This window comes from Sphingomonas mali NBRC 15500 (assembly GCF_001598415.1).
Classification (GTDB): domain Bacteria; phylum Pseudomonadota; class Alphaproteobacteria; order Sphingomonadales; family Sphingomonadaceae; genus Sphingomonas; species Sphingomonas mali.
The window spans coordinates 1-13,818 of the sequence record NZ_BCYX01000069.1; the positions used below are offsets into that span (position 1 = coordinate 1).

19 protein-coding genes and 1 pseudogene are annotated in these 13,818 nt (G+C 65.6%); 16 read left to right on the top strand and 4 right to left on the bottom strand.

The annotated features are described in order from the left end of the window. On the bottom strand, positions 1-468 hold a 468-nt coding region (locus SMA01S_RS22995; RefSeq protein WP_066827730.1), incomplete at its 3' end, for an acyl-homoserine-lactone synthase. A gap of 78 nt (positions 469-546) precedes the next feature. After that, positions 547-1,290, bottom strand: coding sequence for a LuxR family transcriptional regulator (locus tag SMA01S_RS23000; protein ID WP_066827744.1), 744 nt, complete (start codon positions 1,288-1,290; stop codon positions 547-549). Between the two features lie 211 nt (positions 1,291-1,501). Between SMA01S_RS23000 and SMA01S_RS25415 the strand changes: the two are divergent. From SMA01S_RS25415 to SMA01S_RS23030, 8 genes and pseudogenes are all read left to right on the top strand, one after another. Beyond that, a pseudogene (locus SMA01S_RS25415) lies at positions 1,502-1,699 on the top strand (transcriptional regulator domain-containing protein); the annotation flags it as partial. 76 nt (positions 1,700-1,775) lie between these two features. Beyond that, positions 1,776-2,291: a DNA -binding domain-containing protein gene (locus tag SMA01S_RS23005; RefSeq protein ID WP_066827731.1), complete on the top strand. Its 516-nt coding sequence runs from the start codon at positions 1,776-1,778 to the stop codon at positions 2,289-2,291. Positions 2,292-2,392: 101 nt separating this feature from the next. After that, on the top strand, positions 2,393-2,620 hold the full coding sequence (locus SMA01S_RS24735; RefSeq protein ID WP_157094113.1) for a hypothetical protein: 228 nt from the start codon (positions 2,393-2,395) through the stop codon (positions 2,618-2,620). A gap of 57 nt (positions 2,621-2,677) precedes the next feature. Next, positions 2,678-3,703 carry a hypothetical protein gene (locus tag SMA01S_RS23010; protein WP_066827732.1) on the top strand — a complete coding sequence of 342 codons (1,026 nt, stop codon included), beginning with the start codon at positions 2,678-2,680 and terminating at the stop codon, positions 3,701-3,703. A 597-nt stretch (positions 3,704-4,300) separates the two neighbouring features. Beyond that, positions 4,301-5,356: an ArdC family protein gene (locus tag SMA01S_RS23015; RefSeq protein ID WP_066827733.1), complete on the top strand. Its 1,056-nt coding sequence runs from the start codon at positions 4,301-4,303 to the stop codon at positions 5,354-5,356. After that, entirely contained in the window at positions 5,353-5,841 is a 489-nt protein-coding gene (locus SMA01S_RS23020) for a DUF2958 domain-containing protein (protein WP_066827734.1), read from the top strand. The genes SMA01S_RS23015 and SMA01S_RS23020 overlap by 4 nt, the downstream gene beginning before the upstream one ends. Before the next feature lie 293 nt (positions 5,842-6,134). After that, positions 6,135-6,338 carry a hypothetical protein gene (locus tag SMA01S_RS23025; RefSeq protein ID WP_066827735.1) on the top strand — a complete coding sequence of 68 codons (204 nt, stop codon included), beginning with the start codon at positions 6,135-6,137 and terminating at the stop codon, positions 6,336-6,338. Next, the gene (locus SMA01S_RS23030; protein ID WP_066827736.1) at positions 6,338-6,610 is read left to right on the top strand and encodes a hypothetical protein; all 273 of its coding nucleotides are present in this window, start codon (positions 6,338-6,340) and stop codon (positions 6,608-6,610) included. The genes SMA01S_RS23025 and SMA01S_RS23030 overlap by 1 nt, the downstream gene beginning before the upstream one ends. A 62-nt stretch (positions 6,611-6,672) precedes the next feature. On the opposite strand, the gene SMA01S_RS23035 is transcribed toward SMA01S_RS23030, so the two are convergent. Further along, a complete protein-coding gene (locus tag SMA01S_RS23035; protein WP_066827737.1) occupies positions 6,673-6,864 on the bottom strand; it encodes a hypothetical protein in 192 nt (63 codons plus the stop codon). 176 nt (positions 6,865-7,040) lie between these two features. Here SMA01S_RS23035 and SMA01S_RS23040 point away from each other — a divergent pair, with 176 nt between their 5' ends. After that, positions 7,041-7,478, top strand: coding sequence for a thermonuclease family protein (locus SMA01S_RS23040; protein WP_245649412.1), 438 nt, complete (start codon positions 7,041-7,043; stop codon positions 7,476-7,478). A gap of 34 nt (positions 7,479-7,512) precedes the next feature. Here SMA01S_RS23040 and SMA01S_RS23045 read toward each other — a convergent pair whose 3' ends face one another. Then, complete coding sequence (locus tag SMA01S_RS23045; RefSeq protein ID WP_066827738.1) at positions 7,513-7,719, bottom strand: hypothetical protein; 207 nt, start codon at positions 7,717-7,719, stop codon at positions 7,513-7,515. Between the two features lie 107 nt (positions 7,720-7,826). Between SMA01S_RS23045 and SMA01S_RS23050 the strand changes: the two genes are divergently transcribed. The 7 genes from SMA01S_RS23050 (at position 7,827) to rlxS (ending at position 13,802) form a co-directional block, all read left to right on the top strand. Beyond that, complete coding sequence (locus SMA01S_RS23050; RefSeq protein ID WP_066827746.1) at positions 7,827-8,600, top strand: NRDE family protein; 774 nt, start codon at positions 7,827-7,829, stop codon at positions 8,598-8,600. A gap of 325 nt (positions 8,601-8,925) precedes the next feature. Further along, complete coding sequence (locus SMA01S_RS23055; protein ID WP_066827739.1) at positions 8,926-9,246, top strand: DUF736 domain-containing protein; 321 nt, start codon at positions 8,926-8,928, stop codon at positions 9,244-9,246. A gap of 333 nt (positions 9,247-9,579) precedes the next feature. After that, the gene (locus SMA01S_RS23060) at positions 9,580-9,810 is read left to right on the top strand and encodes a helix-turn-helix domain-containing protein (RefSeq protein WP_066827740.1); all 231 of its coding nucleotides are present in this window, start codon (positions 9,580-9,582) and stop codon (positions 9,808-9,810) included. Then, positions 9,807-10,385, top strand: a complete 579-nt coding sequence (locus tag SMA01S_RS23065; RefSeq protein ID WP_066827741.1) for a S26 family signal peptidase — start codon at positions 9,807-9,809, stop codon at positions 10,383-10,385. The genes SMA01S_RS23060 and SMA01S_RS23065 overlap by 4 nt, the downstream gene beginning before the upstream one ends. Then, a complete protein-coding gene (locus SMA01S_RS23070; protein WP_066827742.1) occupies positions 10,373-10,984 on the top strand; it encodes a lytic transglycosylase domain-containing protein in 612 nt (203 codons plus the stop codon). Before SMA01S_RS23065 ends, SMA01S_RS23070 begins: the two co-directional genes overlap by 13 nt. Before the next feature lie 221 nt (positions 10,985-11,205). After that, positions 11,206-11,562: a hypothetical protein gene (locus SMA01S_RS23075; protein WP_157094114.1), complete on the top strand. Its 357-nt coding sequence runs from the start codon at positions 11,206-11,208 to the stop codon at positions 11,560-11,562. Positions 11,563-11,822: 260 nt separating this feature from the next. Beyond that, on the top strand, positions 11,823-13,802 hold the full coding sequence (gene rlxS / locus SMA01S_RS23080; RefSeq protein WP_066827743.1) for a relaxase/mobilization nuclease RlxS: 1,980 nt from the start codon (positions 11,823-11,825) through the stop codon (positions 13,800-13,802). The last annotated feature ends 16 nt before the right edge of the window (positions 13,803-13,818 follow it).

A 13,818-nucleotide genomic window follows, 5' to 3' on the forward strand; every position in this document is an offset into this window, starting at 1 on the left:
GGCGCGCCAGCCGAATCGGAGCACCTGGTCGAGCCAGGCCTGCTCGGCGACGCCGGTATAGGTCGTGATGCCGTGCTCGAGCGCATAACAGGCAAGCGCCGTGACGAGCGCATCGCGCCAGTGCCTGCGAGCTGGGGCGCGCAGGCTCCGGTCGAGGCAGAAGCGGGTGATTTCCCAAGTGTCGGGACCGCTCGGCGAGGGCGCGTCGCACAGGTGGGGGAACAGGTCGCCGAGGATATGCGGCCGGGTCGTCGGCAGCAGCCGCGCCGAGGCGAGGTGGTTGTGGCCGGCATCGGCGAGGATCAGGTAGCGCGCATGGGCATCGTCATATTGGTCGATCTCGAACCGGCCGGCGAGGACCGGAAGGTCCCAGCCGAGCAGGTCGACGAACACCCGCTTCCTGGCTTCGAACATCGCGCGCATCACCGCGTCGCTGGCGGCACTGTCGTCGTCTTGGGTGAACAGCATGGCCGGGCTCCCCTGGTCGTGGAGGCCCGATGCTGTGCCGGCGGGCGGGCGCTGGCCATTCCCCAGAAATGGGGAGTTTCAACGCTTCAGCGCATCGGTGAAGGTAAGCGCCCCGTCATAGAGGGCGTGGATCGCGAGCTGGGTCCGGTTGATGACCCCGTAGCGGCGCCGCGCCTCCTTCATATGCTGGATCGCCGTGTCATGCCCGATGCCGAGGATCTGCGACGTCTCCCAGTCCGACTTGCCGCGCGCCGCCCAGTAGATGCAGTCGCGCTGGCGGTCGCTGAGATGGGGCCGGTTGGAATCGATCGGGCGGACCCCGGCCAGCCGCCTTGCCGCCGCGAACGCGGCCGCGCCGACGAACTGCGCGAGCGGCAGCCACTCCGTGCGGTAGGTCCGCCCCGCCGCCGTGGCGAACGAGCACGACCCTTCCGACTCGCCCGGGATGTGCGCCGGCACGGTATAGCCGTCGGCGAGGCCGACGCACTTCGAGCGGGCGATGATCTCGCGGTCGCGCCGGGTCAGGTCGATCAGCTCGCCCAGCATCGTCCAGGGGAAGCCGAGATTGCGCAGGTGGCTGGCCCGGTGCACCGGGTCCGACCGGCCGAGCCCCTCGGCGTCGAAATACGCCTCCCATTCGGGAGGATAATTGTGGATCCTGATCGCCGGCTGGGCGCTGCGCGCGATATCGACATGGTGCGCGAGCGCGAAATAGCGAAAGCCCATCTCGCGCGTGATCGCGTCGATGAGGTCGCCAAGCTCCCCGATACTTGCGGCGGCCTCGACCGCAAGCGCGAATTTCTGTGCTGTCGCGAGTACCATGGGCAACGCCATACCGATGCGGGACGCGCCCCAAGCCGCTGCGTCCGTGACCGAGCCTTGCCCTTTCCGCACGCGCCGCTTTTCCGTCGCCGCTGCGGTCGGATCGATAAGGCATTGTATTTAGACCGAATCGGGCAACGGGGCAAATGCGCTTGGCGGCAACCCCGGCTAGGTCGCTCGGCCGCGAGCCCAGGGCCTCGCTGGATTGGCAATGGGGCCGGCGCCTGACGGCCGTCCGGACTGGCGGGACAGCGCGCCCTATCGCGCGCTCGCCGGCATCGACCGTGCCGGCCTTGCCTGGGAGTGGCTGCGCCGCGATCCCGCCTACGCCGCGATGAGCGCACGCCTGCGGCGCGTCGGCGGCACCGCTCCGCATCTCGAGATGGAGGCGGACGCCCGGGCTTTCGGGCTGTGCTTTCGCCGAGGACGCCGCGCGCCCCGCGCCCGAGGCTCGGCTGCTCTGGCACGCGGACCTCGATCCTTTCGTGCTCCAGGTCCGCGCGGTGCCTGTCGAGGGTTCGGACCCCGAGGCGATCGATCTCGCGCGCCTGACGCGCTGGGCGACGATCGTCCGCGGCGGCGGTCGCGAACATGTCGCCTTGTCCGATGGCTGGCACCGCATCCGTATCGACGTGGTCGAGGGCACCCTGGTCGAGGAAGGGCCTGCCCGGCTCGATTATCTGTTGTCAGGGCTCACCACCGTCGACGCCCATGTCCTGACGCTTCGGCGCATGCTCGGGCTGTGGCGAACCGGCCGCTTCGTGAGGATGCTCTTTCCGAAGGAGCCCGGGTTGCCGCGTCGGCTCGAGACCCTGCGCGTCGGCGACGCCATCACCGCGGGGGCTTCCCATCGCGAGATGGCGGCTGCCCTCTACGGCGACGCCCTTGTCCGCGCCGAATGGAAGGGCCGGTCCGACTTCCTGATGTCGCGGGTCCGTCGCCGCGCGGCAGAAGCGAGGGCGATGGCGGCTGGTGGCTGGCGCGCGTTGCTGGGGCGTTGAGGCGCGACTCCCGCGGCAACTAGACGAGAACAGGTAGACGGTTTGTCTGCAGGCGCGGCTTTGAAGTTGCGCTCCTAAGTTGAACGGTTAGGCTGGTTTCCATGGCCGATGAAATTGCTCCAAGAGATCTTCAGCGGCTTGCCGGTATCAAGCCGGGTGGAGGTTTCTTGAACCAAGCTGATGGCTGCGAGATGCAAGACAGCATCAGCCCTGACCAAGCCAAAGAGGTATTACGGCGACTTGCTCGACATATCACACCAGGAGAATGGGACGCCGCCGTCGAAGAACGTCCCGAATGGGAAGGTCTCCTCAGCCCGGCGCGAACGTAACGACGTGGATCAAATCGGCCACAGAGCTGCTAATTGCAGTGCACCATCTTCACGCTGATGGAGTGGATCAAAAAATATCGATTGGAGCTTGCGACCGGAAGCTTGGTTGCCGCTTGCTTCTTGGTGGAATTCCTGTGGGCATGGTTTTTTGGCGCCTTTGACTGGAAGCTGGACGTAACCGAACTTCCGCTGTTGCGCCTGAGCGGTTGGATGGCGATAGGTCTATGCGCCTATTGGTCCTTGCGTGCGATCGCGCAGCACTTCGTGATCAAGGCTCGAACAGCCTGGTGGGAACCGGGCCTCACTCCTGACCCTGACGATCTCAGCTGGGATGAGGTGTTCCAACTAGTCGCGTTCGAGAGCACATTGGACCCGATCGGGGTAGAAAAGCAGATACGATGGGCTTGGTGGCGACGGACGCTTATCCTCCAAGCCGCACTTTATCTCCTTGTCTGGGGAATCGCGCTAAGCGCTTTCGATCTGATTAGAGATCCCGCGCCCCGGGACTTCCTTCTTTCGAAGGTGTCGCCGGCGCTCTCGAAGGAAGTCGCGGCGGCGATTGGCAATCCGACTGCCTACCTCGCTCTGGTGGTGGGTAGCGCCACGATTTTCTTCACCTTCCGCCAAATCCGCGCGAAAGTTCGCGCCGACAGCCGACAGCAATGGATCATCCAGGCGCGCAAGCTTTTGGGAGAGGTTGTCGCAATGATTGACGCGCATCGCGATCAGCGGGCTTCAAACAGCTTCAAGCAAGCCGAGCAGACCTGGGGAAAGCTGAATCCCGCGAGGTTGGAACTGGAGTTGATGCTCAATCCTTCCGAAAAGGATCACCGTCTCCTTCTTTACCTGATTCAGAGGTTCGCAAGTTGGAGGCATCCGCGTCAAGAGTCGCAGGATGCGCGGATCGTTAAACGCAGCATCGCTGAGGCTTATCACGGATGGGACACAGCTCAGGCTTCAATCCCTGAGAAATGGAAGCCTATAATCGAAGGAGAAGACCGAGCTGAGTTGGTATCCTACATCCTGCGGCTTTCCCATGTCGTGTTAAAGCGAGAGTGGGAGCGCGTTAAACACACCCGGTGAGATTGCTCGGTTCCTAGGCGGGGCGGGATTATACCGATTTACGATAGGACTCGCTTCCGGCCACGTCCCGGCCTGGCGGTGACGATCGCTGGCGTTTTTTTTGATGTGGACGACAGCCTGCGGCTTGCGCGACACGCCGACGCGGATTGCCAGAGCGCTCACGCTCTCTTCACGGCTAGGCCGCGCCGAAATGAACCGTACGCTTTCGCTCACGGGATCCGTTTCCATCCACGCCATGGCCATCTCCTCGATGGCCATATTGCCGGACCGTCACCCAGGTGACCGGTCCGATGTGTAACCGATCTGATCGGTCCAATCCGTCACCAAGGTAGCCGGATTGGACCGTTTTGGCCTCTCCCGGACAAGCGCGGGTGGGCGGTGCTCCCGGCTAGGCCCGCCGCGGTCGGCGGCAACCCCTTGCGCTTCGCTTCGGGGTGCTCCGCTGCGCTGCGCCCTCTGATCCACCCCGGCGCCCGGGCGCGCCGGGGACCCCGGGAGGTGCCGGCGACCGCTTGAGTGGGCCTCTCTGGTCGCTCGATGCCGCCCACCCCCGCTTTCGGGGGGCCTGCGGGTTTGGGGGCGGCTTGGAGGATCACGATGCCCACAACCACCAGCCGTCCCGCCCGGAGCCGCCGCCGTACCGCGACCAAGTCGAGCACGCCGACTGTGGCGAACCGGGCGAGCCTCTACGAAGAGGTGACCAACCGCATCATTGCCGAGCTCGAGGCGGGCCGCGTGCCTTGGGTCCAGCCTTGGGGGCGTGTTGGCGGCACCGGCCCGGCCTTGCCCCGCAACGCGCTCACCGCGCGCTGCTATTCGGGCGTGAATGTCCTGGTCCTGTGGGGTGCAGGGCTCGAGCAGGGCTGGCCGTCCCAATCATGGCTGACGTACCGGCAGGCGATCGACGCGGGCGGGACTGTCCGCAAGGGCGAACGCGGGACGACCGTGGTCTATGCTGACCGGTTCGTGCCAGAGGCGGAAAAGGCGCGCGCGGCCGAGACGGGCGGCGATACCAAGGCCATTCCGTTCCTCAAGCGCTTCACCGTGTTCAACGTCGCCCAGTGCGACGGTCTTCGTCCCGGGCTCGCCGCCGATCCCGCCCCGCTCTCGGAACGCGAGATCGTGCCGATGGCCGAAAGCGTGATCGCCGCGAGCGGGGTGGATTTCCGGATCGGCGGCAATCACGCCTTTTATGCGCCGGGCGAGGATTTCGTGGCCGTGCCGCCGCAGCCCGCCTTTTTCGAGCAGATCAACTATTATCGTACCGCCCTGCACGAACTGACCCACGCCACCGGCCATAGCTCGCGGCTCGGCCGCAAGCTCGTCACCGGTTTCGGCACCAAGGATTATGCCCGTGAAGAACTGGTCGCCGAAATGGGGTCGGCGTTCCTCTGTGCCGCGCTCGGCATCGTACCGACCGTCCGCCATGCCGATTATCTGGCGTCGTGGCTTGACGTGTTGCGCGAAGACAACCGCGCCATCTTCCGCGCCGCGTCCGCCGCAAGCAAGGCGGCCGACTGGCTATTGGCGCGGCACCAGCAGCATCTGGCCGAAGCCTCGCGCGAACAAACTGCGCAGAGCGGCAGGCTGGCGGCGGAGCCTCCCAAGGTTCCGGCAATGCGAAACATCGTTGGCATGGAGTCGCGGCCATGATCCTCCTGACCCGCGATCAGCACCTCACGCTGCGCGTGAACGCCGTAAGCTCGCTGGTCGCCCAAGCGTGCGGCGAGGATTTCGACCCGGTTCCCGTGGTCAAATTCTTCTCGCCGTTCGGTGCCGCGACATGGCTAGCGACCGAGCTTTACGACGATGACGACACGTTGTTCGGACTTGCCGACCTTGGTTTCGGCTGCCCCGAGCTTGGCGTGTTCAGCCTGTCCAAAATGGCCAGCGAGCGCTTGTCCGGAGGTTTGGGCGCAGCAGCCCGAGGTTCCAACGATGCGCAGTACCGTTGGAAAGGTTACGGAGGAATCGAGCGCGACCTGTCGTTCGAGAGCATCTATCCGCTTTCGATATGGACCGAATGGGCACGGCGCGCCGAGTCGATCCTGTCGGCGGAGCAGAAGCTGTCGTTTCACGGGGCGAATGATCCTCGACGCGCTGCCGCGCCGGGTCGCATCCTAGCCCGGCGACGATGAGCTTCCGCCGTCTGGCGGATACCATAGCCGCCGCTCGCCGCTTAAGTAACCGGTCCGCCAATCTTGAAAAGAGCGACGGACTAGTACGCAGAGGCGCGCGGGCGCGCGTCGGGGCCTGAGCGATGGCCTTGCAATGCCCCCAAAATTTCGGCCGCGCGCCCGCCCCTCTGGCGAGGCTTGGGCGCGCGGCGGCCATTGCTTGGCCGGCAAGATATCTTGCCATGCGTTCCTCGTTTGTTCTATGCATTCCGTCCGTCGTTCGAGCGGCGATTCGACACTGAGGGAGAAGTCTCGTGCAGCACGATCCGCTGCTGCGCGCGTCGGCGCGTGCGATCTACGATGCCTGCTATCCGAGCGACGAATGGGCGCCGGTCGGCTTCGACGAGGCCCAGCGCGTTCGCACGGTCCATTATCGGCAAGCGGCCGATGCGGCGCTGCGGGCGCGGGGAATCTATGCCGCCAGGGGCAAACAGCTCCGTCTGTTCGCGGTCGCCTGATGTTCGGTGTGGAACGCCCGCACTGGAATCCCTTGCCGGCTGTCGCCCAGGCGATCGCCACCGGCGACCCGTGGCTGCTTGCCTGGGCCATGCAGTCGGCGACGCCCTATCGCCTGCTGTCGCGCGCGAGCGGCATCCCCGATTACCGTCTCGACGAACTCTATCGGGGCGCGTCTGTCTCGAGAGCGGAGCTTGTGGCGCTGGCGAAGGCGTGGAAGGTCGAGGTCGATCAGGTCGTGCTGACACTGCCGGCCGGAACGCTTGCCGAGTGACAGGGGCGCGCTCCCGAAGAACGGCCTGCGAGCCGACGTGCGCGCCGGCCCGTGGCAGGGGTTCAGACCGGCTTGGCGCCCGGCGTGCCGCACTTGGCGAACTTGCCGTTGGCGGTCTTGCAGCGAACGACCTTCTTCGGCGTGGTCGGGCATTTGATGAACTTGCCGTGTGCGTCGCGGCAGCGCGTGCCTGCGGCGGTTACCGGTGCCGCGAGCATCGCCATTGCGGCCAGAGCGAGAGCGAAACGATACATGGGCAACTCCTCTTTTGTGAGGATGGCGAGACTGCCCCCGGATCGACGCGACGGCAAGGTGCCGGAGGCAGGGGCCATCGACATTCACCCGATTAAAAGGAAAATAGGCGTCCAATAATGCCATGCGTCGCAAACCACCTATCTCGCTTCTCCGTCCGCTCGCGCGGAAGCCGACCATGATCCGGCGGTATGGCCCGGTGACGGCGATCGGTCTGTTGGCTGGCGCGGCCTTGGGACTGGGTCTTTCCCAGCCACCGGTCGGTCAGGTATCGGCGATGACATCGAGCGAGGATGTCGGCTGCGCCGATCCGCGCGTCGTCGATGGCGATACGCTTCGGTGCGGGCGGACGCGCATTCGTCTGCAGGGCATCGATGCGCCCGAACTGCCCGGCCATTGCGCGCGGGGCCGGAATTGTACGCCGGGCGATCCGTTCGCCAGCACCGACAATCTTCGCACACTGGTCAGCGGCGCTGCGATGGTGTGCCGCCAGACCGACACCGACCGCTATGGCCGTACGGTCGCGCGCTGTTCGGCGCGGGGCAGGGATTTGTCCTGCGCCCAGATCGCGGGCGGATTCGCCGTGCGTCGCTACGCGCCGATATCCTGCCCTTGATGATCGGTCGCGCCCGGAAAGGCGCCGGATCGGCCTAGGACAATCGGCGCGTCGTCGGCTTGGTGAGGCCGCATAGCACACAGGCGTCGCGGCGTCGCTCGAACTGGCTGGTTCCTGCAAGCTCGCTCGCGGCGACGCCGACACCCTGACGATCGGCCAGCTCGAGCCGGTCGGCGATGCAATCATCGCAGACGGGATCGGGAGCGAGGCGTTCGATCAGTTTTCGCACGGCATCGGCCATTGCCCGCCGATGCGCGCCCGCCAGGCGTCGGTCAAGCGATCGAGATTTGGGGGCTTGCTGCTGAATATTGCTCGCGCGATCGCCTGTCGATCGGCCATAGAGGCGCGATGTGCGTGCTCGCTCTGGCCTGGAAGGCGCATCCGCGTTGGCATCTTGTCATGGCCGGCAATCGCGACGAATTGCACGAGCGGCCAGCGGCCGCGCTGGCTCGATGGGCGCATCCCGATCATGTGATTGCAGGATGCGATCTGAAATCGGGCGGGACATGGGCAGGCGTGTCCGAACGGGGTCGGTTCACCGTCGTCACCAACCTGCGCGGCTATGGCGCCCTGCGGCCCGACCGCGCCTCGCGCGGCACGCTGGTCGTCGACCTGCTTGCCGGCGAGGGGCGATACGCCGATCCCGACCAGGTCGCCTATGACGACTTCAACCCGTTCAACCTGATCTTTGCCGATCGCGACCGCGCGATCTTCGTGTCGAACCGGCCCGGGCCGATCCACAGCTTGCTCGCGCCCGGTCTCTACGGCCTGTCCAACGGCATGCTCGACGAACCCTGGCCCAAGACGTTGCGCCTCAAGGAGCGCCTGCTCGACTGGATCGTCGGCGGCGCGACCCAGCCTGGCGAATTGCTCGAGGCGCTGGGCGACGACCGGCTGCCCGACGCCGGACTCGAGCCGGCCGGCCCGTCGGACATCCCTCAGGAACCGACAGCGTCGCCGATCTTCATCCGCAATCCGGTCTACGGCACGCGCTGCAGCACCATAGTGGCGGTCGACGCGGAGGGGCGCGCCGAGATCGTCGAACGCCGTTACGCGCCGGATGGTCAGGTGTCGGGCGAGACCATGTTCGGGTTTTCGTGGCCGAGCCGACGGCGCGGATAGGGTAGGGGCGCCCGGTTATTTCTGCCGGCGGGAGTCAGCGAACCCGAGCGGCGATACTCCTTTTCCTGGCGCACCGCGCTGGAAACTGCCGACTCCTGGGCTGACGACCTGGGACGGTCGCGGCCCGGCCGACACCATCGCCTGCCGGCTTATTTCCCCGGACCCATGGGGTCCTCCTCGCGGGCGCTTCGCGCTCAAATAAGCCCTTGGCTCCGGTCCTTCGCTGCCGCTGCGGCCCTTCGGGTTCGCCGTTCCGCTATCCCCGTCCCTTGCGGTCTGCCCATCGCCCGGCAGTCCGCCGAGGCGAGCAAGAAGGAGAAGTACCATGGCCGCCATCGGTTATGTCACACGCGACGGCAACGCCTTCAAGGGCGAGCTCAAGACCCTGTCGATCCGGGCCGAAATCCTGATCGTCCCCAATGCCGGCAAGTCCGGCGACAGCCAGCCCGATTATCGGGTCACCTCGGGCGGCGTCGAGGTCGGCGCCGGCTGGCTCCGCCGCAGCGAAACCTCGGGCAACGACTATGTGTCGCTGAGCTTCGCGGCCCCCGAATTCGGACCACGTCGGCTCTACGCCAATCTCGGCCGCGCCGCCGGCCAGGACGATGACGACACCTTCGCCATCATCTGGAACCCGGCCGACTGAATTCCGGGCGACCCCGCGCCGTCGGCGCGGGGTGCTGCGGCGATCGGTCAACGCCATGGCGGTCGATTGGCGCTCGCGCGCGGCGTGCATTGCTTGCCGCCGGTGGCCCGCCCCCCCTGTCGCCCCAGGGGGAATCGCTGCCGCCATCGATCGCTCTGAAGGCTAGCTCAAGCCGTCCGCCCGAGCGCTGCTAGTCGCTCGACCTATAAGGCGACCGAGGGAGTCGATTTCGCCTATAGGCGTTTTCGACCCTCCCCGAGAGGTGCCCGCTGCGACAGATGGAGTGCCGCATGAAGCGGCATGGGGCCGCTTCCGGTGCGAGGCGAACCTCCCATGGACAATCCCGACGATATCGAACGTGCGCAGCGCGCAAAACGCGGCTCGCCGTTCCTTAATACCGATCAGGCGGCCGCCTATCTCAAGATCTCCAGCCGCCTGTTAAAGCGTCTGCGCGTACGCGGGGAAGGTCCCGTCTTCCGTCGCCACAGCCGCTTCGTCCAATATCATATCGACGATCTCGACCAGTGGAGTCGCGAGCATAGCGCTCAGGAGATCGGACGATGAGTACGCGTCGGAGCTCGACGGGCGATGCGCCGCTGCTCGCTTGGAGCGAGGAGATGCGCTGGGCATGCCGGCGCCGCAGTGCCCGCCGGTTGATCGCCGGCCTGGCGATTGGTAGCGGCGCGTTGGGACTGACCATCGCCTGGCCGCCGGCCCCGCGCGTGGTCTGGAACGCCAGCGCCAGCGCACCGATCGGCCTATACCGGGTGTATCCGGATGGCTCCGTCAAGGTGGGCGATATGGTGGTCGCGCGCCTACCCGGCCGCTTCCGTGCGATTGCGGCCGAACGTCATTACCTCCCGGCAAACGTGCCGCTGGTCAAACGAGTGGCGGCCGTCGCGGGCAGCCAGGTCTGCGCCGATGGCCGCACGATTCTGGTTGATGGCCGGCCGGTTGCGGTGCGCCAGACCGCCGATCCGCACGGCCGGATGCTACCCTGGTGGGGCGGGTGCGTGCACCTGCGTAGCCGCGAACTCTTCCTGCTGATGGACGCGCCGGACTCGTTCGACGGCCGCTATGTCGGCGTCACCGAGGGTGATGACGTGATTGGCCGAGCGGTGCTGTTGTGGCGGCGCTGATCCGCTTCGCCGCCGCTTTGGCGCTGCTCGCGGCGACACCCGCGCATGCCGATGAGGTCGTGCGCTGGCGACCTTATATCGGCGAAGCCTCGGTCCGGTTCGGGGTTCCATCCACTTGGATCGAGCGCGTGATGCTTCGGGAAAGTGGCGGCCGCACCGAGGCCGCGGGACGCCCGATCCGGAGTCCGAAAGGGGCGATCGGGCTGATGCAGTTGATGCCCGCGACATGGACATCAATGCGCGCGGCATTGGGACTCAGCGATGATCCGGATGACCCGCGCGATAACATTCTCGCGGGCACTTATTATTTGCGGCTGATGTATGATCGGTTCGGTTATCCGGGCTGCTTCGGTGCCTATAACGCTGGACCGGGACGTTATGCGGCATGGCTCGCCGGCACTTCGCCGCTACCGCGCGAGACAATGGCTTATCTCGGCGCGGTTGCTGCTTGGCCGGCCGCTCGGGTGCGGATTGACCCGCCATCGCCTCCGCCACGCTCCCTATTTGCGGTGCAGCGCGAGCCGACGGTAGCGACAATGTCGGACCCGCCGCACGTGTCGGCGACCATATTGTTCGCGATCCGGAAGGTGTCGCCATGATGGCAAGCGGAGGAGGGGCTCGTCTCGATAGTCCGAGCATGACGGGCGGCGGCGCGGCTATCAAGGCCCGCGGGTGCCCCCCAATTTGCTGCGCAAATCGGTTCCCCCCACGTCCGCTTCGCGGCGCCTCCGCTATCGCTCGGGCGGCCCTGACAGCCACACCGCCGCCCGTCTTTCGACTGCTGTCCTCAATCGCGAGGACGACAGCGAAGGAGTGTATCATGACCTATCTTCAACCCATTTCGGTCGCATCGGAACGCGTAATGACGGCGCTGGTTGCCGGACTCGAATTCGAGTTCGGACGCGGTGCCGGCGAGGCGTTGGCGCATCGGTTTTTGGAGGCCGAAGAGGTCGATTTTCACTGGGAGGCGAGGATTCAGGAGCGCTGGATCGGCGGTTACGCAGGCGGCTTCGACGACGAAGTCGAGCTCGATCGGGTGCGGGTTATTGGGCGGCTGGACGGGCGCTGGTTTGTCGCAGTGATGATCGTCGATGGCGACGGCAATGCCCACGGAATGATGGGAAAGCGCAGGTTCGGGCGGCGCGGGGATGCGCTCAAGGCGTTTGCGGATGCGTGAATTTCGACCTCGGTTAGGCCAGGATGCGTGCCGGACAGGCATCGTGTCCCGGCCTTCTTTTTGAGCCGGGCAGGGGGAGAAGAAGGGAAGAAGGGAATGCAAGAGAAAGCCAGTGCCTCGCAGGCATTCCTATGTGATTGTCTGCACATCGCTTTTTCGGGAGACATGGCTCGCCACCTGCGAGACATACCCCGGCGGAATGGCGGAAATTCGCCTCTTATCGTCCGGAGTTACGAGACTTCCGGTCCTGGTCGTGCGCCATGAGCGACGAGGACGACTTCACTCCCCGGCTGGGCAAGCAACGCAGCCTTGGTGGCGGCAAACGCGCGCAGCGCTATCTTGCAACCGTGGTCGCTGCGACGGCGCGTTCGGCGGAGAATGGGGCGATCCGCAATCGCCGGTTCGATGGCAGTCGCATCGGTCGCGGCGCGAGCATGGGCCGGTTGCTTTCCAGCAGTGATCGCCTGGCCGCGTTCCGCGCGCGACGCGCGGTGGTCAAGACCAGGCTGGTCCGTCTCGGTACGAAAGGGCTGCAGGCCGCACGCGCGCATTTGCGCTACATTCAGCGTGACGGCGTTACCCGCGAGGGTGCGCCCGGCCAGCTCTATTCGGCCCAGCGCGACTATGCTGACGGCCAGGCGTTCCTCAATCGCTGCGATGGTGACCGCCACCAGTTTCGCTTCATCGTATCGGCCGAGGATGGGCACGAGTACCCGGATCTGAAGCCGTACATCCGCCGGCTGATGACGCAGATGGAAGCCGATCTCGCGACGAAGCTCGACTGGGTCGCGGTCGATCATTTCAACACCGCCCATCCGCATACGCACATCATGCTGCGTGGTGTCGACGATCGTGGCCAGAATCTGATTATTGCGCGGGAGTATATTTCGCATGGAATTCGCGAACGTGCCGCCGAGCTGGCGACGCTCGACCTCGGGCCGCGCACCGACCAGGAAATCGAAGCGCGCCTGCGCCACGATATCCGCGAGGAGCGGTTGACCGCGATCGATCGTCGATTGGTCCGGTCGATGGACGAGGACCGCGTGGTCGGTTCGGCCGATCGCAATCCTTTCCAGCAGTCACTACGCGCCGGTCGACTGCAGAAGCTGGCGAGCATGGGTCTCGCCGAGAATATTGGCGGTGGGAATTGGCAGCTCGGTGAGGATCTCGAAGAGACGCTTTGCCGGATCGGAGAGCGCGGTGACATCATCCGCACAATGAAACGCGAATTGACTGCGCGAAAGATCGAGCGCCCATGGATCGGACGCAGCCTGTTCGGTGCTGGCGAATCCGATCCAGAACCAGTCGTCGGGCGGGTCATCATGCGCGGGCTCGCCGATGAACATAATGACCGCCACTATCTTCTGGTCGACGGCGTCGATGGACACGCCCATTACGTCGATATCGGCAAGGGCGACGCGGTTGACCCGATCCCTGAGGGCGCCATCATCCGCGTGACCGCGCGGACGCCCGCCATTCGCGAAGCCGACCGGGTGGTGGCGGAGGTCGCGGCTGCCAACTCTGGCCGCTATTCAGTCGATTTGCATCTGCGGCACGATCCATCCGCGACCCAGACGTTCGCTGAAGCGCATGTCCGGCGCCTTGAGGCGATGCGGCGTTCAGGCGCCGGTGTGGTGCGCCAGCCCGATGGCGCATGGTCGATCGCTGCCGATCATGTGGAGCGTGCGGAGTCTTACGAGGCACGTCGCCACCGTGATCAGCCCGTCCAAGTCGAAACGCTATCGGCGGTGCCGCTCGACCATTTGCGCGGCGCCGATGCAGCCACCTGGCTCGATCGCGAGCTGGCGTCGAGCGATACCCTGCCAATCCGCGACTCCGGGTTTGGGCGCCAGGTGCGCGGTGCGCTGGCGGCGCGGCGACAATGGCTAGTTGAGCAGCAGCTTGCCGAGGGAGATGGGGCGAACCTCAGGCTGCAGTCAACCGCGATCGCGCTGTTACAGCGACGCGAGTTGCTACGCGTTGCGAGGCAGCTTTCGGACGAACTGGGCAAAGGTTTCCACGAGCCCCGCAGCGGTGATCGTATCGAGGGGTGCCTCGTGCGGCGGATCGATCTTGTCAGCGGTCGCTTTGCGCTGATCGAGAAGAGTCGTGAGTTCACGCTCGTGCCCTGGCGGCCGGCGCTCGAACGTCAGCTCGGTAAGCAGGTTGGAGGCATAATACGCTCAGACGGCATCAACTGGCGTTTCGGTCGCGAGCGAACGGCCCCCGAAATCTCATGACTGGAAATGGGCCGTG